The organism is Sphingomonas sp. BE138 (assembly GCF_031456125.1).
In the GTDB taxonomy this organism is placed as follows: Bacteria; Pseudomonadota; Alphaproteobacteria; order Sphingomonadales; family Sphingomonadaceae; genus Sphingomonas.
On record NZ_JAVDUC010000003.1, the window covers coordinates 83,067 to 101,027 of the forward strand.

At 70.2% G+C, this 17,961-nt stretch carries 14 protein-coding genes; 7 read left to right on the top strand and 7 right to left on the bottom strand.

Translation table 11 applies throughout. From position 1 onward, the window contains the following. Positions 1–90: 90 nt before the first annotated feature. The 5 genes from serS (at position 91) to J2Y58_RS05420 (ending at position 4,889) form a co-directional block, all read left to right on the top strand. Positions 91–1,383: a serine--tRNA ligase gene (gene serS / locus J2Y58_RS05400; protein ID WP_310099814.1), complete on the top strand. Its 1,293-nt coding sequence runs from the start codon at positions 91–93 to the stop codon at positions 1,381–1,383. After that, entirely contained in the window at positions 1,383–2,153 is a 771-nt protein-coding gene (gene surE, locus J2Y58_RS05405) for a 5'/3'-nucleotidase SurE (protein ID WP_310099817.1), read from the top strand. The genes serS and surE overlap by 1 nt, the downstream gene beginning before the upstream one ends. 9 nt (positions 2,154–2,162) lie before the next feature. Continuing rightward, positions 2,163–3,260, top strand: coding sequence for a M23 family metallopeptidase (locus tag J2Y58_RS05410; protein ID WP_310099819.1), 1,098 nt, complete (start codon positions 2,163–2,165; stop codon positions 3,258–3,260). A gap of 24 nt (positions 3,261–3,284) precedes the next feature. Continuing rightward, the gene (gene tyrS / locus J2Y58_RS05415; RefSeq protein ID WP_310099822.1) at positions 3,285–4,511 is read left to right on the top strand and encodes a tyrosine--tRNA ligase; all 1,227 of its coding nucleotides are present in this window, start codon (positions 3,285–3,287) and stop codon (positions 4,509–4,511) included. Between the two features lie 66 nt (positions 4,512–4,577). Next, positions 4,578–4,889, top strand: a complete 312-nt coding sequence (locus J2Y58_RS05420) for a PilZ domain-containing protein (RefSeq protein ID WP_310099826.1) — start codon at positions 4,578–4,580, stop codon at positions 4,887–4,889. A gap of 38 nt (positions 4,890–4,927) precedes the next feature. On the opposite strand, the gene J2Y58_RS05425 is transcribed toward J2Y58_RS05420, so the two are convergent. Both J2Y58_RS05425 and recG read right to left on the bottom strand, forming a co-directional pair. Then, the gene (locus J2Y58_RS05425; protein ID WP_310099829.1) at positions 4,928–5,365 is read right to left on the bottom strand and encodes a DMT family transporter; all 438 of its coding nucleotides are present in this window, start codon (positions 5,363–5,365) and stop codon (positions 4,928–4,930) included. Positions 5,366–5,389: 24 nt separating this feature from the next. After that, positions 5,390–7,468 carry an ATP-dependent DNA helicase RecG gene (gene recG, locus J2Y58_RS05430; protein ID WP_310099832.1) on the bottom strand — a complete coding sequence of 693 codons (2,079 nt, stop codon included), beginning with the start codon at positions 7,466–7,468 and terminating at the stop codon, positions 5,390–5,392. Between the two features lie 97 nt (positions 7,469–7,565). On the opposite strand from recG, the gene J2Y58_RS05435 reads away from it, so the two are divergent. Both J2Y58_RS05435 and mfd read left to right on the top strand, forming a co-directional pair. Further along, a complete protein-coding gene (locus J2Y58_RS05435; RefSeq protein ID WP_310099834.1) occupies positions 7,566–7,841 on the top strand; it encodes a succinate dehydrogenase assembly factor 2 in 276 nt (91 codons plus the stop codon). A gap of 136 nt (positions 7,842–7,977) precedes the next feature. After that, positions 7,978–11,433, top strand: coding sequence for a transcription-repair coupling factor (mfd, locus tag J2Y58_RS05440; protein WP_310099837.1), 3,456 nt, complete (start codon positions 7,978–7,980; stop codon positions 11,431–11,433). Positions 11,434–11,657: 224 nt separating this feature from the next. Here mfd and J2Y58_RS05445 read toward each other — a convergent pair whose 3' ends face one another. From J2Y58_RS05445 to J2Y58_RS05465, 5 genes are all read right to left on the bottom strand, one after another. Continuing rightward, a complete protein-coding gene (locus J2Y58_RS05445; protein ID WP_310099838.1) occupies positions 11,658–12,506 on the bottom strand; it encodes an amidohydrolase family protein in 849 nt (282 codons plus the stop codon). Between the two features lie 15 nt (positions 12,507–12,521). Then, the gene (locus J2Y58_RS05450; protein ID WP_310099841.1) at positions 12,522–13,340 is read right to left on the bottom strand and encodes an IclR family transcriptional regulator; all 819 of its coding nucleotides are present in this window, start codon (positions 13,338–13,340) and stop codon (positions 12,522–12,524) included. A 4-nt stretch (positions 13,341–13,344) separates the two neighbouring features. Continuing rightward, a complete protein-coding gene (fucP, locus tag J2Y58_RS05455) occupies positions 13,345–14,661 on the bottom strand; it encodes an L-fucose:H+ symporter permease (RefSeq protein ID WP_310099844.1) in 1,317 nt (438 codons plus the stop codon). A gap of 48 nt (positions 14,662–14,709) precedes the next feature. Beyond that, complete coding sequence (locus tag J2Y58_RS05460; protein ID WP_310099847.1) at positions 14,710–15,720, bottom strand: zinc-binding alcohol dehydrogenase family protein; 1,011 nt, start codon at positions 15,718–15,720, stop codon at positions 14,710–14,712. A 393-nt stretch (positions 15,721–16,113) separates the two neighbouring features. Further along, positions 16,114–17,922 (bottom strand): DUF885 family protein, encoded by a 1,809-nt coding sequence (locus tag J2Y58_RS05465; RefSeq protein WP_310099850.1) that lies wholly within the window; start codon positions 17,920–17,922, stop codon positions 16,114–16,116. Positions 17,923–17,961: the final 39 nt, after the last annotated feature.

The following is a 17,961-nucleotide window of genomic DNA, read 5'->3' on the forward strand; positions in this document are numbered from 1 at the left end:
CATTTCTCCTTTTGCCGTTGCGCTCCTGGGGAGAACGTCGGCCATGCCGCGCGGGTTGCCTCGCGCCATGGCTGCGGTCATAGCGCGGCCATGCACGACATCCGCCTGATCCGCGACGACCCCGCCGCCTTCGACGCCGCCATGGCGACGCGCGGCGTTGCTCCTTGTGCCGACACGCTGGTGGCGCTCGACCGTCGCCGCCGCGAGGCCGCGACGGAGGCGCAGACCGCGCAGGCACGCCGCAACGAGGCGTCGAAGGCGATCGGTGCGGCGAAGGCGAAGAAGGACGAGGACACGGCCGCGGCGCTGATGGCCGAGGTGGCGGCGCTCAAGGAGCGGCTGCCGCAGCTGGAGGCGGACGAAGCGGCGCTGGGCGGCGAGCTGGAGGCGATGCTGGCCGCATTGCCCAACGTACCGGCGGCGGACGTGCCGCAGGGCGCCGACGAGGACGACAACCAGCTGGTGCACGAGCGCGGCACGCGGCCTGCGTTCGCGTTCAGCCCGCGCGAGCATGACGCGATCGGGCCGGCGCTGGGGCTCGATTTCGAGACCGGGGCGGCGATCGCGGGCGCGCGCTTCACGCTGGTGCGCGGCGATGCGGCGCGGCTGCAACGCGCGCTGGGGCAGTTCATGCTCGACCGGCTGACGCGTGAGCACGGCTATGAGGAGGTCGCGCCGCCGCTGCTGGTGCGCGACGAGGCGGTGTTCGGGACCGGGCAGCTGCCGAAGTTCGCCGAGGACCTGTTCCGCACCACCGACGGGCGCTGGCTGATCCCGACCGCCGAGGTGTCGCTCACCAATATCGTGCGCGAGAAGATCCTGGGCGCCGACGCGCTGCCGCTGCGTTTTGCGGCGCTGACGCCGTGCTTCCGCTCCGAGGCGGGCGCGGCCGGGCGCGATACGCGCGGCTACATCCGCCAGCACCAGTTCGACAAGGTCGAGATGGTGTCCATCGTCGCGCCGGAAGCGAGCGAGGACGAGCATGAGCGGATGACCGCGTGCGCCGAGGGGGTGCTCGACGCGCTGGGGCTCGCCTATCGCCGGATGAAATTGTGCACCGGGGACATGGGGTTCACCGCCGCGCGCACCTATGACCTGGAGGTGTGGTTGCCCGGCCAGCAGCGCTATCGCGAGATTTCCAGCTGCTCGACGTGCACCGACTTCCAGGCGCGGCGGATGAATGCGCGCTATCGACCTGCCAAGGATGACAAGGGGGGCGAGAAGGCGACGCGGTTCGTGCACACGCTCAACGGATCGGGGCTGGCGGTCGGACGGACGCTGGTGGCGGTGCTGGAGAATTACCAGCGCGAGGACGGGACGGTGACCGTGCCGGAGGCGCTGCGCGCGTACCTCGGCGGGCAGGAAGTGCTGGGGGCGCGGTGATGCGGATTCTCTTGTCCAACGACGATGGCTATCACGCGCCGGGGCTGGCGGTGCTGGAGCGGATCGCGGCGCAGCTGTCCGACGATGTTTGGGTTTGTGCGCCCGCCAGCGAACAATCGGGGACCGGGCGGTCGCTGACGCTCACCCGGCCGCTGCGCGTCAAGCAGTTCGGCGAGAAGCGCTTCGCGGTGGGCGGGACGCCGACGGATGCGGTGATGTACGCGCTGGCCGAGGTGATGCGCGACACGCCCCCCGACCTGATCCTGTCCGGCGTCAACCGCGGCGGCAACATCGCCGAGGACGTGATGTATTCGGGGACGGTCTCGGCGGCGATGGAGGGTGCGCTGGCCGGCGTCCGCTCGGTGGCGCTCAGCCAGCGCTACGGGCGGCGCGAACCGGGCGACGACGTGTCGTTCGCCGCGGCCGAGGAATGGGGCGCGCGCGTGCTGCGGCCGCTGCTCGACCATGACTGGGCGCCGCGCTCGGTGGTCAACATCAACTTCCCCGAGCCCGAGGCCGGTGCGGTCAGGGGCGTGAAGGTGGTGCCGCAAGGCCTGCGCGATTACGGACGGATCCGCTTCGACCGGCGCACCGATCCGCGTGGCTTCGACTATCACTGGCTGTCGATGGGACGCGTCGCGCCGGCCGCCGACGACGGCAGCGACCTGGCGACCATCACGCAGGGGTGGATCACGGTCACGCCGCTCCAGCTCGACCTGACCCTGCATGGCTCGCTTGCGGCGCTGGGCAACGCCTTTGCCGGGGTCTGACGCGATTTGATGCGGGCGGCGGCGAGCTCGGCGGCGCTGCTGCTGGTGCTGGCGGGGTGCATCCCCGCCGCCGAGCCGCCGCCCGCCGCTGCGCCGCCGCCGCGCTCGGACACGCCCTACGCACCGCCGCCGGTCGCGCCGGCCGTCGAGGACGCGCCGCACCCCGTCGTCGCGCCACCGGCGCGGCGCAAGGCGCGGGTCGAACAGCTCGCCGCGCCGCGCCCGGCATGGGAGGCGCGCCCGGTGACCCCGGACGCGCGGCTGGTGCGGACCCAGGAAGTGCTGGTGCGCACCGGCGACACGCTGAGCGCGATCGCCGATCGGACCGGGGCGTCGGTCGACGCGATCGCGCGCCGCAACGCGCTGCCGCCGCCCTACGCCCTGCAGGCCGGGCAACGGCTGGTAATTCCCGGCGGGCGGTATCACCGCGTGGCGCCGGGCGAGACCGGGATCGGGATCGCCCGCGCCTATGGCATTCCCTGGAGCGAGGTCGTTGCCGCCAACGACCTGCGCGAGCCGTTCGTGCTGGTGACCGGGCAGCGGGTTCTGATCCCCGCCCTGCCCGCCTCCGCCGCGGAGCGCGCGGCGGCGTTCCGGCTCGACATCGACACGATCCTGACCGGCGGCGAGCCGGCGGTGGCGAGCGGGCGCGCGCCGGTGCGCCCGGTCAAGGGCGCGACCAGGGTGCCCGCGGCCACCGTGCCGGTCGCCCCGCCCGCCGCCGCGCCGGGGCGCTTCGCGTGGCCGCTCTCGGGACAGATCGTGCGGCGTTTCGGCACCGGGCGCAGCGGCGAGCGGTTCGACGGCGTCGAGATCGCGGTGGCGCCGGGCACGGAGGTCAAGGCGGCGGCGGCGGGCACGGTCGCCTATGCGGGCGACGGGATCGCGGCGCTGGGCGGGCTGGTGATCGTCAAGCACGGCGACAACTGGACCTCGATCTACGGCCATGCCGGCAAGCTGCTGGTGCGACGCGGACAGGCGGTGACGCGCGGACAGGTGATCGCGCTGAGCGGGCAGACCGGGTTCGCCGACCGGCCGGAGTTGCATTTCGAGCTGCGGCGCGGGCGGACGCCGGTCGATCCGGTCACGCAATTGCCGCGGCGGTGACGCGCGTGTAACGACGCCAGCGCTATGACCGACTATCAGTCCGACCTGCTCCGCACGCTCAGCGCGCGCGGCTACATCCACCAGATGACCGATGCCGCCGCGCTCGACGCGCTGGCCGCCAGGCAGGTCGTGCCGGGCTATATCGGCTTCGATCCGACCGCACCGTCGCTGCACGTCGGCAGCCTGGTGCAGATCATGCTGCTGCGCCGCCTGCAACAGGCCGGGCACAAGCCGGTGGTGCTGATGGGCGGCGGGACCGGCAAGATCGGCGATCCGAGCTTCAAGGACGAGGCGCGCAAGCTGAACAGCGACGAGGTGATCGCCGCCAACGTCGCGGGGATCCGGCGCATCTTCGACCGATTCCTGACCTTCGGCGACGGCCCGAGCGATGCGGTAATGCTCGACAATGCCGAGTGGCTCGACAAGCTGGAATATATCCCGTTCCTGCGCGAGGTCGGACAGCATTTCAGCGTCAACCGGATGCTGAGCTTCGACTCGGTCAAGCTGCGGCTCGATCGCGAGCAGTCGCTGTCGTTCCTCGAGTTCAACTACATGATCCTGCAAGGATACGACTTCCGCGAGCTGGCGCGGCGCGAGGGCGTGCGATTGCAGATGGGCGGCAGCGACCAGTGGGGGAATATCGTCAACGGGGTGGAGCTGGCGCGGCGCATGGACGGCGCGGAAGTGTTCGGGGTCACGACACCGCTGCTGACCACCGCGTCGGGCGAGAAGATGGGCAAGACGGTCGCCGGTGCGGTGTGGCTCCACGAGGACCAGCTGCCGCACTTCGATTACTGGCAGTTCTGGCGCAACACCGACGACCGCGATGTCGGGCGCTTCCTGCGGCTGTTCACCGACCTGCCGCTCGACGAGATCGCGCGGCTGGAAGCGCTGGGCGGCGCAGAGATCAACGAGGCCAAGAAGGTACTCGCCAACGAGGCGACCGCGATGTGCCGCGGGCGCGTGGCGGCGGAGGAAGCGGCCGAAACCGCACACCGCACCTTCGAGGAAGGCGCGAGCGGGGCGTCGCTGCCGTCGATCGTCGCCGCGGGCGCGATGCCGCTGGTCGACGTGCTGGTGGCGCTCGGTTTCGCCGCATCGAAGGGCGAGGCGCGGCGGCTGATCAAGGGCGGCGGCGCCCGCGTCGACGGCGAGAAGGTGTCGGACGAGGCGGCGGTGGTGCAACTCGCGGGCGCGCCGGTGCGCGTCTCGGCGGGCAAGAAGCACCACGGCGTGGTGAACCCGGCTTAACGAGTTCGCTCACTCCGCGTTAACCCCAATCAAGCCATAGCATGGGGGTAAGCGTAGGAGGACGACATGCCCGCACGATTGGCGATGACCGCGTATGAGGACCGGGTCGAGCCGCGCGACGAGACGCTGCACCGCGCGCAACTGGCGACCGCCGATGGCACGTCGCGGCTGGCAACCATAGTCAACCTGTCGCCCAACGGCTTCATGGCGCGCTGTGACGCGGACATTCCGGTCGGCGCGGCCGTGACGGTGACCTTGCCGGTGGCGGGGGCGTTTGCGGCGGAGGTGCGCTGGTCGCTGGGCGGGCGGATCGGTTGCAAGCTGGCACAAGAGGTGCCGCCGGCGTTGTACCAGTTCGTGCTGGCGGCAATGCGCTAGGTTCGCTCCACCCGTTTGTCACTGCGGGCGCAGCGGCGTCAGCCGCGCCGGAAGACGACGACGCCGATCAGCACCAGCGCGATGCCGGCGAGCTTGGTGGCCGTCACCGGTTGCTGCGGAAGGTTGAGCAGCCCGAAGTGGTCGAGCGTCAGCGCCGCCACCAGCTGGCTGGCGATCGCGATGCTGAGCGCCGCCGCGATCCCGAGCCGGGGGGCGGCGAAGGCGAGCGCGGCGACGAATGCGGCGCCGTAGACGCCGCCGAGCCACGCCCACCACGGCGCGCCCTTCAGTGCCGACAGGGGCGTGCGATCGAAGGCCCAGACGACCAGCAACGTCGCGGTGCCGATCGTGAACGACACCAGCGCCGCCAGCCACACCGATCCCGACACGCGCGCGAGCGCGGCGTTGGTCGGCGGCTGAACCGCGAGGCCGAGCCCGGCGAGCACCACGATGACGATCGGCAACAATCCACCCAAATGCCTTCTCCCAACACCCGCACGTCAGCCCGAGCGGAGCAGCGCCACGCCCGCATCGCGCTCGAAAAGATAAAGCGCGGTCCGTGCCGCCTGTCCGCGTGCGCCGCTCAGGCCGCCGTCACGATCGATCAGCAGCCGCGCATCATCGGTCGCGGCGGGCAGCAGCTCCGCCATCAGCTCGGGCGTGGCGAGCCGGAACATCGCCTCGCCGGACTGGCGCTTGCCCAGCAATTCCCCCGCCCCGCGTAGCCGCAGATCCTCTTCGGCGATACGGAAACCGTCATTGGTCTCGCGCATCAGCGCGAGGCGCGCGCGGGCGGTTTCGCTCAGCGATCCGCCGCGCAGCAACAGGCATACCGAGCGTCCGCCGCCGCGGCCGACGCGACCGCGCAGCTGGTGGAGCTGCGCCAGGCCGAAGCGGTCGGCGTGTTCGATCACGATCAGCGTGGCGTTGGGAACGTCGACCCCGACCTCGATCACCGTGGTCGCGACCAGTACGCCGATCTCCCCGGCGGAAAAGCGCGCCATCACCGCATCCTTTTCCGGCCCCTTCATGCGCCCGTGAACCAGCCCGATGCGGCTCTGCTCTCCAGCGCCAAAGCGGCTGGCGAGCGCGGCGGCGCGTGCCTCGGCGGCTTGCAGGTCGCTGCTCTCGCTTTCTTCCACGAGCGGGCAGACCCAATAGGCCTGCTTGCCCTCCGACAGATGCCGGCCGAGCGCGTTGACGACCTCGTCGACGCGTTCCTCGCTGAGCACGCGGGTCTCGATCGGCTCGCGCCCGGGCGGCATCTCGTCGAGGCGGCTCTGGTCCATCTCGCCGTGGAGCGCGAGCGTCAGCGTGCGCGGGATCGGGGTGGCGGTCATCGCCAGCACGTGCGGGGGCGTGCGGCCCTTGGCCTGAAGGAGCATCCGCTCCGCAACGCCGAAGCGATGCTGCTCGTCGACCACGACCAGCCCGAGGTCGCGATAGGCCACCGCTTCCTGGAAGATCGCGTGCGTGCCGACGAGGATGTGGATCGAGCCGTCCGCCAGCCCCATCAGCGTCGCCTCGCGCGCGCGGCCCTTGTCGCGGCCGGTGAGCACCGCGATCTCGACCGGCAGCCCGGCCAGCGTGCGGCGCAGCGTGTCGTAATGCTGACGCGCCAGGATCTCGGTAGGCGCGAGCAGCGCGCCCTGTGCGCCAGCCTCGACCGCGATCAGCAGCGCCATCGCCGCGACCAGCGTCTTGCCCGACCCGACGTCGCCTTGCAGCAGGCGGAGCATCGGTGCGCTCTGCGCCAGATCGCCCTCGATCTCGCGGACGCTGCGCGCCTGCGCGCCGGTGAGCTGGTAGGGGAGCCGGAGCAGGTCGCGCAGGTGTCCGTCGCCCTGCAGCGCGCGGCCGCGGCGCTTGCGGGTGTCGGCGCGGACGATCGACAGCGCGAGCTGGTTGGCGAAGACCTCGTCATAGGCGAGCCGCGCGCGCGCGACCGCATCTGCGGGGTCGGCGTGAAGCCGCGCGATCGCCTCGCGCCACGCCGGCCAGTCACGCTGCGCCTTAAGGCTCGGCTCGATCCATTCGGGCAGGTCGGGCGCGCGGGCGATGGCCTGTTCGATCAGCGCGGCCAGCCGGCGCGAGGTCATGCCCTCGGTCAGCGGATAGATCGCCTCGCGGGCGCGGAAGTCGTCGTCCTCCCCGCCCCCGCCCGCGCCGACCTCCGGATGGACGATCTGGAGGTCCTGACCGTATTGGTCGAGCCGGCCCGAGGCGCGTCGCGGTTCGTTCAGCGGCAGGAGCTTGCGGACGCGCCCCGAACCGCCGCCGAAGAAGACCAGTGCGACCGTGTTGCCGTGCGCGTCTGCGGCGATCACGCGCGTCGGGGCGCGCGGGCTGCTGCTGATCCGATAGTCGGTGGGGGTTAGCGTGATCGCGATCGTGCGGCCGACGTCGCTTTGCAGCAGCTCGTCACGCGGCCAGCGGTCGATCCAGCCCGAGGGAAGGTGGAACAGCAGGTCGAGCACGCGCGCGATGCCGAGTCGATCGAGCGGTTTGGCGAGCGTCGGGCCGACGCCCTTCAGCGCCTCGACTTCGGCGAACAACGGATTGAGGATATCGGGTCGCATTTTCCCGCGTCATGCCAGCGAAAGCTGGCATCTTCCAGTTGACCAAGCGCCTTTGCGGCACGAGATGCCAGCTTTCGCTGGCATGACGAGATTTTCCTTGGACCACGACATCCGCCTGAAACGCCTGCGCTTCCGCGCGTGGCACCGCGGCACGCGCGAGGCCGATCTGATGATCGGCGGTTTCTTCGACACGCACGGCGCGACGTGGACGCCCGCGCAGCTCGACTGGTTCGAGCGGCTGCTGGAGGAGCAGGACGTCGACATCATGGGCTGGGCGATCGGCTCGATCCCGTGCCCGGCGGAATGGGAGGGGGAGATGATGAACACGATGCGGCGGGTCGACTTCGTCACGGTGCTCGACACGGGAATGTAGCCGCGACCTGCTCCCTCTCCCCGCCGGGGAGAGGGCCGGGGTGACGGGCGGCGTCTCGTCGAGACCGACGCTCTTTGCGAGGCCCCGCCCCCCACCCAACCCTCTCCTCAAGGGGAGAGGGCTAGAAGAAGTTATAATGCCCGACCTCTCCACGATCCTGAAGGCCACCGTTCCGCTCACCCTGTCGGGCGTACCCGGCGGCTTCCTCCCCTCGCTACTCGCCGACCTGGCACGCGCCGCGCCACGCCGCGCCGTGTTCGTCGCCGCCGACGAGGCGCAGATGCGCAGCATCGCGGCGACGGCGCCGTTCTTTGCGCCCGAGCTGGACGTGGTGCAGCTGCCGGCTTGGGACTGCCTGCCCTATGACCGCGCCTCGCCGACGCTGCGCGTCATGGCGGAGCGGATCGGGGCGCTGCATCGCTTGCAGCAGAAGCCGAAAGCGCCGCAGCTGGTGCTGACGACCGCCAGCGCGCTGACGCAGCGGACGCTGACGCCGTTTCGCATCCGGCAGCTGGTCGCCGAGCTGAAGCCGGGCGCGCGGATCGACCGCGACCGGCTGGGCGCGTTGTTGCAGGCCAACGGCTATGTGCGGACCGATACCGTCCACGATGCGGGCGAATATGCGGTGCGCGGCGGGATCGTCGACCTGTTCCCCAGCGGCGAGGAACAGGCACTGCGGCTCGATTTCTTCGGCGACGAGATCGAGAGCGTGCGGACGTTCGATCCCGGCGACCAGCGCACGACCGGGCGGCTCGACGGTTTCGTGCTGCTGCCTGCCTCGGAAGCGTTGCTCGACGACGACAGCGTCAAGCGCTTCCGCACCCGCTACCGCGAGAAGTTCGGCGCCACCGCGACCGGCGATCCGCTGTACCAGGCGGTCAGCGACGGGCGGCGGCTGGCGGGGATGGAGCATTGGCTGCCGCTGTTCGAGGACAAGCTGGCGACCCTGTGGGATCATCTGGGCGACGACGCGGTGGTGGTGCGCGACGCCGGCACGCCCACTGCGGTCGAGGCGCGGCTGGATGCAATCGCGGACTATTACGAAAACCGGAAGCGCGCCGAAGCGGCCGAGCCGGGCAGCTACCGCGCGCTCCCCGCCAAGACGCTCTACCTCGATGACGAGGAATGGCGCGCCGAGGTCGCCGGGATGCCCGCGCATCTGGTCACGCCGTTCCACGAACCCGCATCGTCGACGGTGCTCGACTTCCAGGTCGACGGCCCGCGCGACTTCGCACCGGAACGCGCCAACCAGGCCAATGTCTATGAAGCGGTGGTCGCGCATGTCGCGCGGCTGAAGAAGGATGGGCGCAAGCCGATCCTTGCCAGCTATTCGATCGGCGCGCGCGACCGGTTGAAGAACCTGCTCGACGATCACGGGCTGGTCGGCGCGCGGCTGGCCGACACGTGGCAGGACGCGCTGGGGGCCGCCGATCGCGGCGTCGCGCTGACCGTCGTCGGGCTCGACCACGGCTTCACCGCGCCCGACGTCGCGGTGCTGACCGAGCAGGACATGCTGGGCGACCGGCTGATCCGCCGGGCCAGGCGCCGCAAGTCCGCCGACGCCTTCCTCGCCGAGCTGGCCACGCTGTCGCCGGGCGACCTGGTCGTCCATACCGACCACGGCATCGGGCGCTACGTCGGGCTGACGCAGGTGCCGGTCGCCAAGGCGCCGCACGATTGCGTCGCACTGGAATATGCCGGCGGCGACAAGCTCTACATTCCGGTCGAGAATCTCGAGGTCCTCTCGCGCTACGGATCGTCGGAGGAAGGCGCGAGCCTGGACCGGCTCGGCGGCGAGGCGTGGCAGCGCCGCAAGTCGAAGATGAAGGAGCGGATCCGCGAGATCGCGGGAACGCTGATCGCGGTCGCCGCCGAGCGCGCGCTGCGCCCCGGCGAGGTCGCCGAACCCGACGCCAGCGGCTATCCGGCGTTCGTCGACCGCTTCCCCTACGAGGAGACCGACGACCAGGACCGGGCGATCGCCGATGTGCTCGACGATCTGGCGGCGGGCAAGCCGATGGACCGGCTGATCGTCGGCGACGTCGGCTTCGGCAAGACCGAGGTGGCGCTGCGCGCCGCCTTCGTCGCGGCGATGGCGGGGATGCAGGTCGCGGTGGTCTGTCCGACCACCCTCCTCGCCCGCCAGCACTACCAGAATTTCTGCGCGCGCTTCGAGGGCTTCCCGGTCGAGATCGGCCGGCTGTCGCGGCTGGTGACCGCGACCGAGACGAAGAAGGTCAAGGACGGAATCGCCGCCGGCACGATCGACATCGTGATCGGCACCCACGCGTTGCTGGCCAAGAACGTCGACTTCAAGCGGCTGGGCCTCGTGATCGTCGACGAGGAACAACGGTTCGGGGTCACCCACAAGGAGCGGCTGAAGACCCTGCGCGCCGACGTCCACATGCTGACGCTGACCGCGACGCCGATCCCGCGGACGCTCCAGATGGCGATGGGGGGCCTGCGCGAGCTGTCGGTGATCCAGACGCCGCCGGTCGACCGGTTGGCGGTGCGCACCTATGTGATGCCGTGGGACCCGGTGGTGCTGCGTGAGGCGTTGCTGCGCGAACATTATCGCGGCGGGCAGAGCTTCCTCGTCACGCCGCGGATCGCCGACCTGCCCGACATCGAGGATTATCTGCGCCGCGAGGTGCCCGAGATCCGCTACGTCGTCGCGCACGGGCAGATGGCGCCGACCGAGGTCGAGGAGCGGATGTCCGCCTTCTACGACAAGAAGTTCGAGGTGCTGGTGTCGACCACGATCATCGAAAGCGGGATCGACATCCCGTCGGCCAACACGATGATCGTCAACCGCGCCGACCGCTTCGGCCTCGCACAGCTCTACCAGCTGCGCGGGCGCGTCGGGCGGTCGAAGACGCGTGCCTACGCCTATATGGTCGCCCCGCCCGAGCGGCAGATGACCGAGGCCGCGGAGAAGCGGCTCAAGGTTCTGAGCGACCTCGACACGCTTGGCGCAGGGTTCCAGCTGGCGAGCCACGATCTCGACATTCGCGGCGCGGGCAATCTGCTGGGCGACGAACAGTCCGGGCATATCAAGGAGGTCGGCTACGAACTCTACCAGTCGATGCTGGAGGAGGCGATCCTGGAGGCGAAGGCCGGCGGCCTGCGCGAGCGGCAGCGCGACTTCTCGCCGCAGATCAGCGTCGACGCACCGATCCTGATCCCGGAGGAATATGTCCCCGATCTCGACCTGCGCATGGGCCTCTACCGCCGCCTGAACGAGGTGGACGAGGTGCAGGGGTTGAATGCGTTTGCCGCCGAGATGATCGACCGCTTTGGCCCGCTGCCCGAGGCGACCGACAACCTGGTCAAGATCATGGAAATCAAGCTGAACGCCAAGAAGGCGTGCGTCGCGAAGCTCGACGTGGGGCCGAAGGGCGCGCTGGTCGCGTTCCACGACGACAAGCCGCCGAACGTCGCGGGGCTGCTCGCCTATGTCGACAAGCTGGGCGGGATCGCGAAGCTGCGCCCCGACAGCAAGCTGGCGCTGACGCGGGTGTGGGCCGATCCGAAGGCGCGCCTGCACGGTGCGCTGCAATTGTCGAAGGGGCTGGCGAAGGCGGCGGGCTAAGATCGGCGCCCCGCCCGTCCCCCGCCTTGGCCCCGCCCCCGCGCGTCAGATCGGCTAGCGGGCGGTGAGGTCGCGTAGCGCCGGCGCGCGGCCGGCGCACCCCGGCGAAAGCGCGCAACCGCTTCGGACGATCGTGATGGACGGCGCGTCCTGACCGGCGCCGCGCTTCGGAAGCGAACAGGTCGACATGCGCTTGCAGGAATCGGCTGGTGCCGGACGGACGATTATCGCTCCAACTCCGCCGGCGCGTAGGCCGCGAGCGCATTCTCCCCGAAGATCGCCGCGGCGTGCCTCGGGCAGTGCCGCTCGACATAGTCCGCGATCACGTCGAACACGCGGCCGTAGTCGGCGGCGAGCAGGCACACCGGCCAGTCGGACCCCCACATCAGCCGCGACGGGCCGAACAGGGTGAAGATGTGATCAAGATAGCGTTGGAGGTCGTCGGCGCTCCAGCGCGCGTGGTCGGCCTCCGTCACCAGTCCCGACACCTTGCACATCACCTGCGGGCAGGCGGCGACCGCGGCGAGGCGGTCGGCCCATGGCTGCCACCCGCCCGCGGCGATCGCGGGCTTGGCGGCGTGGTCGAGGACGAAGCGGCCATTGCCGACCCGGTCGAGGAAGGCGGGAACGGTGGCGAGCTGGCGATGGTCGACGAGCAGGTCGTAGGTCAGCCCCCGTGCGACCACCGCGCGCACCCCGCGCACGATCGCGTCGCCGAGCAGGAAGTCGCCGTCCGCCTCGTCCTGCACGACATGACGGTAACCGACCAGCAAGGGGGCGGCGTCCGCCGCCAGCTGCGCCACGATGTCGTCGCAGCGCAGGTCGATCCAGCCGACCACGCCCAGGATCTGCGGACAGCGCGCCGCCGCGGCGAGCAGGAACCGGGTCTCTTCGGGCACCTGCCGCGCCTGCACCGCGATCGCGCCGCTGATGTCGCGCGAGGCGAGCGCGGCCGCCAAGGCATCGGTGTCGAAATCGCGCGCGATCAGGCTGCCGGCGGCGATCCAGCCGAACGCATCGCGGTCGTAGCGCCAGAGGTGATGATGCGCGTCGATGCGCGGCGGGCGGGTCATCGTACGTCTTCCTTGTCAGGAGGCCGGATGGTGGCCGAGCGTGAGCGATATCCGCGCCGCCGCGGCCTGCAGCAACCCGTCGACGGCATCGAGCTTCACGCGCTGCGATCCGTCGATCAGTTCGAGATATGGCACGGTCAGCGCGCCGACGATCTCGCCGCTGAACGCGAACACCGGGTAACTGACGTCGGTGACGCCGTGCGTGATCGGGCTCTGCCGGCGATCGAACCCTTGCCGGCGGACGATCGCCAACCGCTGCTCCAGCCAGTCGGTATCGACCGGCTTGCCCTGTGCGGCGGCGGCCTGTGCGACGATCCGCTTGACCCGCTCCGGCGACGAAAAGGCGAGGAGCACCTGTCCCGAACAGCTGCGGATCATGTCGATCGCGGCGCCGAGCCGCAGCGAGAAGCCGCGCATCCCGGGGTTCTCCTCGCGCGCGATCACGAGGCCATGCGCGCCGTTCGGGACCACGAAGTGACACGATTGCTCGGTTTCGGCGGCGAGCTGCTGCATCTCCGGCGTGGCGGCGCGCGTCAGGTTCTGCGCGGGCGTGGCGCGATAGGCGAGGTCGAGGATCTTGTACGACACCGTGTAGCGGTCGTTGACCGGCGAGCGTTGCAGATAGCCGATCTGTTCCATGACGACGACGATCCGGAACAGCTCGCCGACCGAGCGGCCCAGCGCAGCGGCCATGTCGGTGACCAAGGCACCTTGGGGATATGCGGAGAGCAGGTCGAGGATCTCGAACGCCTTTTCCAGCGCGGGGGCGGCATAGGTGGGCGACTTCGGCTTGGGCTCGGCGGGCTCCGATGCGTCCTTGCGGGTGCGGGCCATGCGATCACGCCTGCGCGCGGGCGCGGATCGCATAGCCGAGCACCACCAGGAAGCATCCCGCCGGCACCAGCATCGCGGTCGCGATTCCGGCGTGGTCGGAGACGAAACCGATGACGCCCGTTAGCACCGCGCCGCCGATGATCGCCATGATGATCAGCGACGAGCCCAGCCGCCGCAGCGGCCCGAGCGTCTCGACCCCCAGCGCGAAGATCGTCGGAAACTGGATCGACATGAAGAAGCTGGTGGCGACCAGCGCGTAGAGCCCGATCTCCCCGCCCACCAGCGCCGCGACGGCCGCGAGCGCGGCGGAGATGCCCGCGAAGATCGCCAGCAGCCGCGCCGGCGCGATCCACGTCATCAGCGCGGTGCCGGCGAACCGCCCGCCCGCGAACAGCACCAGAGAGACGAACAGCATGTCCGCGCCCTGCCGCTCGTTCCAGCCGAGCGCACCTTGCGCGTAGCGGATCGTGTAGCTCCATAGCCCGACCTGCGCACCGACGTAGCAGAATTGCGCCATCACCGCGCCGATCAGCCGCGGGTGGCGCAGCAGGTCGGCGAAGCGCTGCCTGCCTGCCGCCGGCGTGTCGCGCGCGACGGGGTTGCGCGGAAAGGCGGTGACGGCCGCGGCGAGCGCGAACAGCAGCACGATCGCGGCGATCGCCAGATACGGCGTCGCGACCGCCTGTACTTCGGTGCGATAGAAGGCAGCCCGCGCGGTGGCGTTCATTCCCGCCAGCGTCGCCTCGTCATGCTCGATTCCCGACAGGATGAAATTGCGCCCGACCAGGATGCCGGTGATCGCACCGAACGGATTGGCCGCTTGCGCCCAGTTCAGGCGCCGCGTCGCGGTGCGCGGATCGCCCAGTTCGGTCATTAGCGGATTGGCGGAGGTCTCCAGGAACGCCAGCCCGGCGGCGATCACGAACAGTGCGAAGAGGAACAGCTGGTAGGCACTGACCGCGGCGGCGGGGTAGAAGAGCAGCGCACCGACGCCGTAGAGCAGCAAACCGGTCACGATCGCCGCCTTGTAGCCGAAGCGGCGCAGCACGATCGAGGCGGGAATCGCGAAGACGAAATAGCCGAGGTAGAACACCTGCTGCACGAAGCTGGTGCCGAAATCCGACAGGGTGAACGCCTTCTTGAACTGCGCGATCAGGATGTCGTTGAGGTTGTTCGCCATCCCCCAAAGGAAGAACAGCGACGTGGTGATGACGAGCGCGGGCACCCAGCGTCCCGCGCCGCCCGCGCCACCGGTACCGCCGGGGCGCGTGGCGGAAGCCGGGGGAATGTCCTCCACCGCAGGGGAGCCTTGCCACGCCATCGCCTCATCCTCTTCTCGTAACCGCCGGGTCGTGCCGCCCGTGCGTCCTCAGAACGTCACGATCGCCTTCAGAACATGGTCGGCCTCGGCGATCAACCGTGGCATCCGCTCCGGCAGGTCGCCGGCATCGACGCTGTGGGTGTGGAGCGCGTCGGTGGGGATGTCGCCGCCGCGGACCGCGGCCAGCACGCGGTCGAAGTCGGTCGACAGCGCGTTGCGGCTGGCGATCAGCGTCGTTTCGCGGCGGTGGAACTCCGGATCGGCGAAGATCAGGTCGTCGGGCACCACGCTGACCAGCACGTAGCTGCCGCCGTTCGCGACATGGTCGAGCCCCGCGCGCATTGCATGGATGTTGCCGGTGGCGTCGAAGACGCAGTCGAAGAAGTCGCCGTGGGTGCGCGCCGCCAGCGTGTCGCGGATGCGGTCGTCGACGGTCGCCACGTCATCGAAGCCGAGCCGGTCGCGGGCATGCGCCAGCCGCGAGGCGCGCGTGTCGATGATCGTCACCCGCGCACCGTCCAGCCGGGCGAACAGCGCCACCGCGATGCCGATCGGGCCGGCGCCGGCCACCAGCACGCGGTCGCCGGGCGAGAGTTTCGCGCGCGCGACGGCATGCGCGCCGATCGCGAGGAACTCGACCATCGCGGCCTGTTCCAGCGTCAGGTCGTCGGCAGGGATTACCGCACGTTCCGGCACCGCGATCATGTCCTGCATCCCGCCATCGGTATGGACGCCCAGCACCGCGATCCGCGTGCAGCAATTCGGCTTGCCCTTGCGACAGGCGATGCAGGTGCCGCACGACAGATAGGGGTTGATCGTCACCCGCTCTCCGACCCGCAGCGCCGAGCCAACCGGCACCGCGGCGATCTCGCCGGCCAGTTCGTGCCCCATGACGCGCGGATAGGACAGAAACGGCTGGTTGCCGGCGTAGATATGGTAGTCGGTGCCGCACAGACCGACGCGGCGGATGTGCACCAGCACCTCGCCGTCGGCGAGGACCGGGGCGGGTCGCTCGACCTGTTCGAGCGCGAACGGCTCCCGGCACAAGATGGCGCGCATCGTCATTCCTCTCCCATCGTCAGTTTCCACATATGAGATGATGTTCTTGAACGGGCAATCGACTTCCGCCCGGTGAGGTTAGACGATGCCCGGCAACCCGGTACCGCGCGGCGTATCGAGCGCAGTCGCGGGCACCTCGCTGACGAGTGCGCCAAGCGCATGGAGGGCCGGTTTTCGAAATGTTGCGCGCCGATCGGCGATTGGTGATCGCGTTCGCAGGCGGCTGCAATACGTCCACACCCAGCGGGCCTGGGACGGCTATTCCGCAGCGTGGTGAACAACGGCCGCCGCGTGACGGCCGGTGTGCGGGTGCGCTTCTAGGGGTCAGTCCCCGCCCCTCGTCGTCGCCGCGAAGGCGGGACGACGAACGAGGGCAAGGTACGACGGCCGCCGCTAACGCATCCGCTCGCGCACCACCTGCTCCAGCACGGTCAGCGGCATCGCGCCGAGCGTCAGGACCCGGTGGAACGCCCTGGCGTCCCACGTCGCCCCGGCCTTGCGCTTCGCCTCGTCGCGCAGCCGGGTCCAGACGGTGTGCCCGATCTTGTAGCTGCACGCCTGCCCCGGCCAGACCGTATAGCGATCGATCTCGCCCTGGCTGCGTCCGCGTGCGATCCCGGTGGTGGCGATCAGGTAATCGGTCGCCTTCTCGCGGCTCCAGCGCTTGGCGTGCATACCGCTATCCACCACCAGCCGCGTCGCGCGGAACAGCAGGGATTGCAGATAGCCGACCTGCCCCAGCGGATCGCCCTCGTACATCCCCATCTCGTCGGCGAGCTGTTCCGAATAGAGCGCCCAACCCTCCGAATAACCCGAATAGAAGCCGCGCCGCCGGATCAGCGGAATGTCCTGGCTCTCCAGCGCCGACATCACCTGCAAGTGATGCCCCGGCACCGCCTCGTGATAGCTGAGCGTCGCCAGCCCGAACTTCGGTCGGTCAAAGGTGTCGCGCAGGTTGATGAAGTAGATCGCCGGCCGCGACCCGTCGAGCGACGCCGACTGGTAATAGCCGCCCGGCGCACCGGCCTGGATCGCCTCGGGCACGCGGCGCACCTCGACCGGCGCGCGCGGCAGAATGGCGAACTGCTCGGACAGCCGCTTCGTCATCGCCGCGACCTGCGCGCGGAGTTGTTCGAGCAGCGCCTCGCGTCCCGGATCGGTGTTCGGATACAGCTGATCCGGACGCTTGTTGAGCGCGACCAGCCGCTCGCCGACCGTCCCTTGCGTCATCCCCTGCTTTTGCAGGATGCCGTCGATCCGCGCGCCGATCTCGGCTACCTGCGCCAGGCCAAGCCGGTGGATCTCGTCGCCGCCCAGCTCGGTGGTCGTCGCCGCACTCGCCGCCGCGGCATAATATGCCGCACCGTCGGGCAGCCGCCAGACGCCCGCGTCATGCACCGCGCGCCCGCGCAACCCGGTCACCAGCGCGCGTTGGCGGTCGAGCGCGGGGAAGACCCGCTCGGTCATCAGCTTCGCGACCGCCGCGGCGCGGTCGGCGGGCAGATTGGCCGCCTTCAGCTTGCCGGCGACGTCGGTTGCCGGACCGGTGGCATCCGCCGCCTTGTCGCGTACCGCCGCCAACTGCTTCAGCGTCGTATCGAGGATATAGTCCGGCGCGAACACACCCTTGGCGGCATCCTCGCGCTGGCGCTCGGTCTCGGCGTCGATCACCGGCGCCCAAGCGGCGACGCGCGCGACATAGGCGTCGGCATCGGCGGCGTCGCGGATGCGGTGCTGGTTGGCGAGGAAATCGGGCACGTCGCGATACGCGCCGGTCAGCTGCGTCAGGACGTAGGGCGCATAGCGGCCCGCGCTCGCGCCATAGCCGAAGCGCTCGCCGGCGAGCATCCGGTCCAGGCTGTAGGCGACGATGTCATAATCAAGCCTGGCGGCGTCGCCGAGCGCGTCGCGCGGGATCGCGCGCAACGCCGCACGCTCGGCCCGCGCGCGTGCGAAGTCGCGCTGCTCCCCGGCCCGGCTCGCATCCGACAGCCGCGCCTTGAGCGCCGTCCGCGCGCCGGTGTCGAGCCCCAGCGACGTCGCCTGCTCCGGGCTGTCGTCCAGACGCGCGTAGAAGAAGCGGTCGAGCAGCGCGCGCAGCTCCGCATCGCGCGCGCCGGCCGCGGCCGCATCGGCGCTGCGCGGCAGGACGGTCAGCGCGGCGGCAGCGCTGGCGGAGGCGAGGAACTGGCGACGGCGCATGCGAACTCCCGGATCGTTGTCGCGGGCCAGACTGGCGGG

What these genes read in the sequence shown, in the direction of transcription:
- J2Y58_RS05450 (WP_310099841.1), bottom strand. Translation starts at nt 13,340, where the DNA reads ATGGCCCGCACCCGCAAGGACGCATCGGAGCCCGCCGAGCCCAAGCCG.
- tyrS (WP_310099822.1), top strand. Translation starts at nt 3,285, where the DNA reads ATGACCGACTATCAGTCCGACCTGCTCCGCACGCTCAGCGCGCGCGGC.
- J2Y58_RS05445 (WP_310099838.1), bottom strand. Translation starts at nt 12,506, where the DNA reads ATGACCCGCCCGCCGCGCATCGACGCGCATCATCACCTCTGGCGCTAC.
- fucP (WP_310099844.1), bottom strand. Translation starts at nt 14,661, where the DNA reads ATGGCGTGGCAAGGCTCCCCTGCGGTGGAGGACATTCCCCCGGCTTCC.
- J2Y58_RS05465 (WP_310099850.1), bottom strand. Translation starts at nt 17,922, where the DNA reads ATGCGCCGTCGCCAGTTCCTCGCCTCCGCCAGCGCTGCCGCCGCGCTG.
- surE (WP_310099817.1), top strand. Translation starts at nt 1,383, where the DNA reads ATGCGGATTCTCTTGTCCAACGACGATGGCTATCACGCGCCGGGGCTG.
- recG (WP_310099832.1), bottom strand. Translation starts at nt 7,468, where the DNA reads ATGCGACCCGATATCCTCAATCCGTTGTTCGCCGAAGTCGAGGCGCTG.
- J2Y58_RS05420 (WP_310099826.1), top strand. Translation starts at nt 4,578, where the DNA reads ATGCCCGCACGATTGGCGATGACCGCGTATGAGGACCGGGTCGAGCCG.
- J2Y58_RS05460 (WP_310099847.1), bottom strand. Translation starts at nt 15,720, where the DNA reads ATGCGCGCCATCTTGTGCCGGGAGCCGTTCGCGCTCGAACAGGTCGAG.
- J2Y58_RS05410 (WP_310099819.1), top strand. Translation starts at nt 2,163, where the DNA reads ATGCGGGCGGCGGCGAGCTCGGCGGCGCTGCTGCTGGTGCTGGCGGGG.
- mfd (WP_310099837.1), top strand. Translation starts at nt 7,978, where the DNA reads ATGCCCGACCTCTCCACGATCCTGAAGGCCACCGTTCCGCTCACCCTG.
- serS (WP_310099814.1), top strand. Translation starts at nt 91, where the DNA reads ATGCACGACATCCGCCTGATCCGCGACGACCCCGCCGCCTTCGACGCC.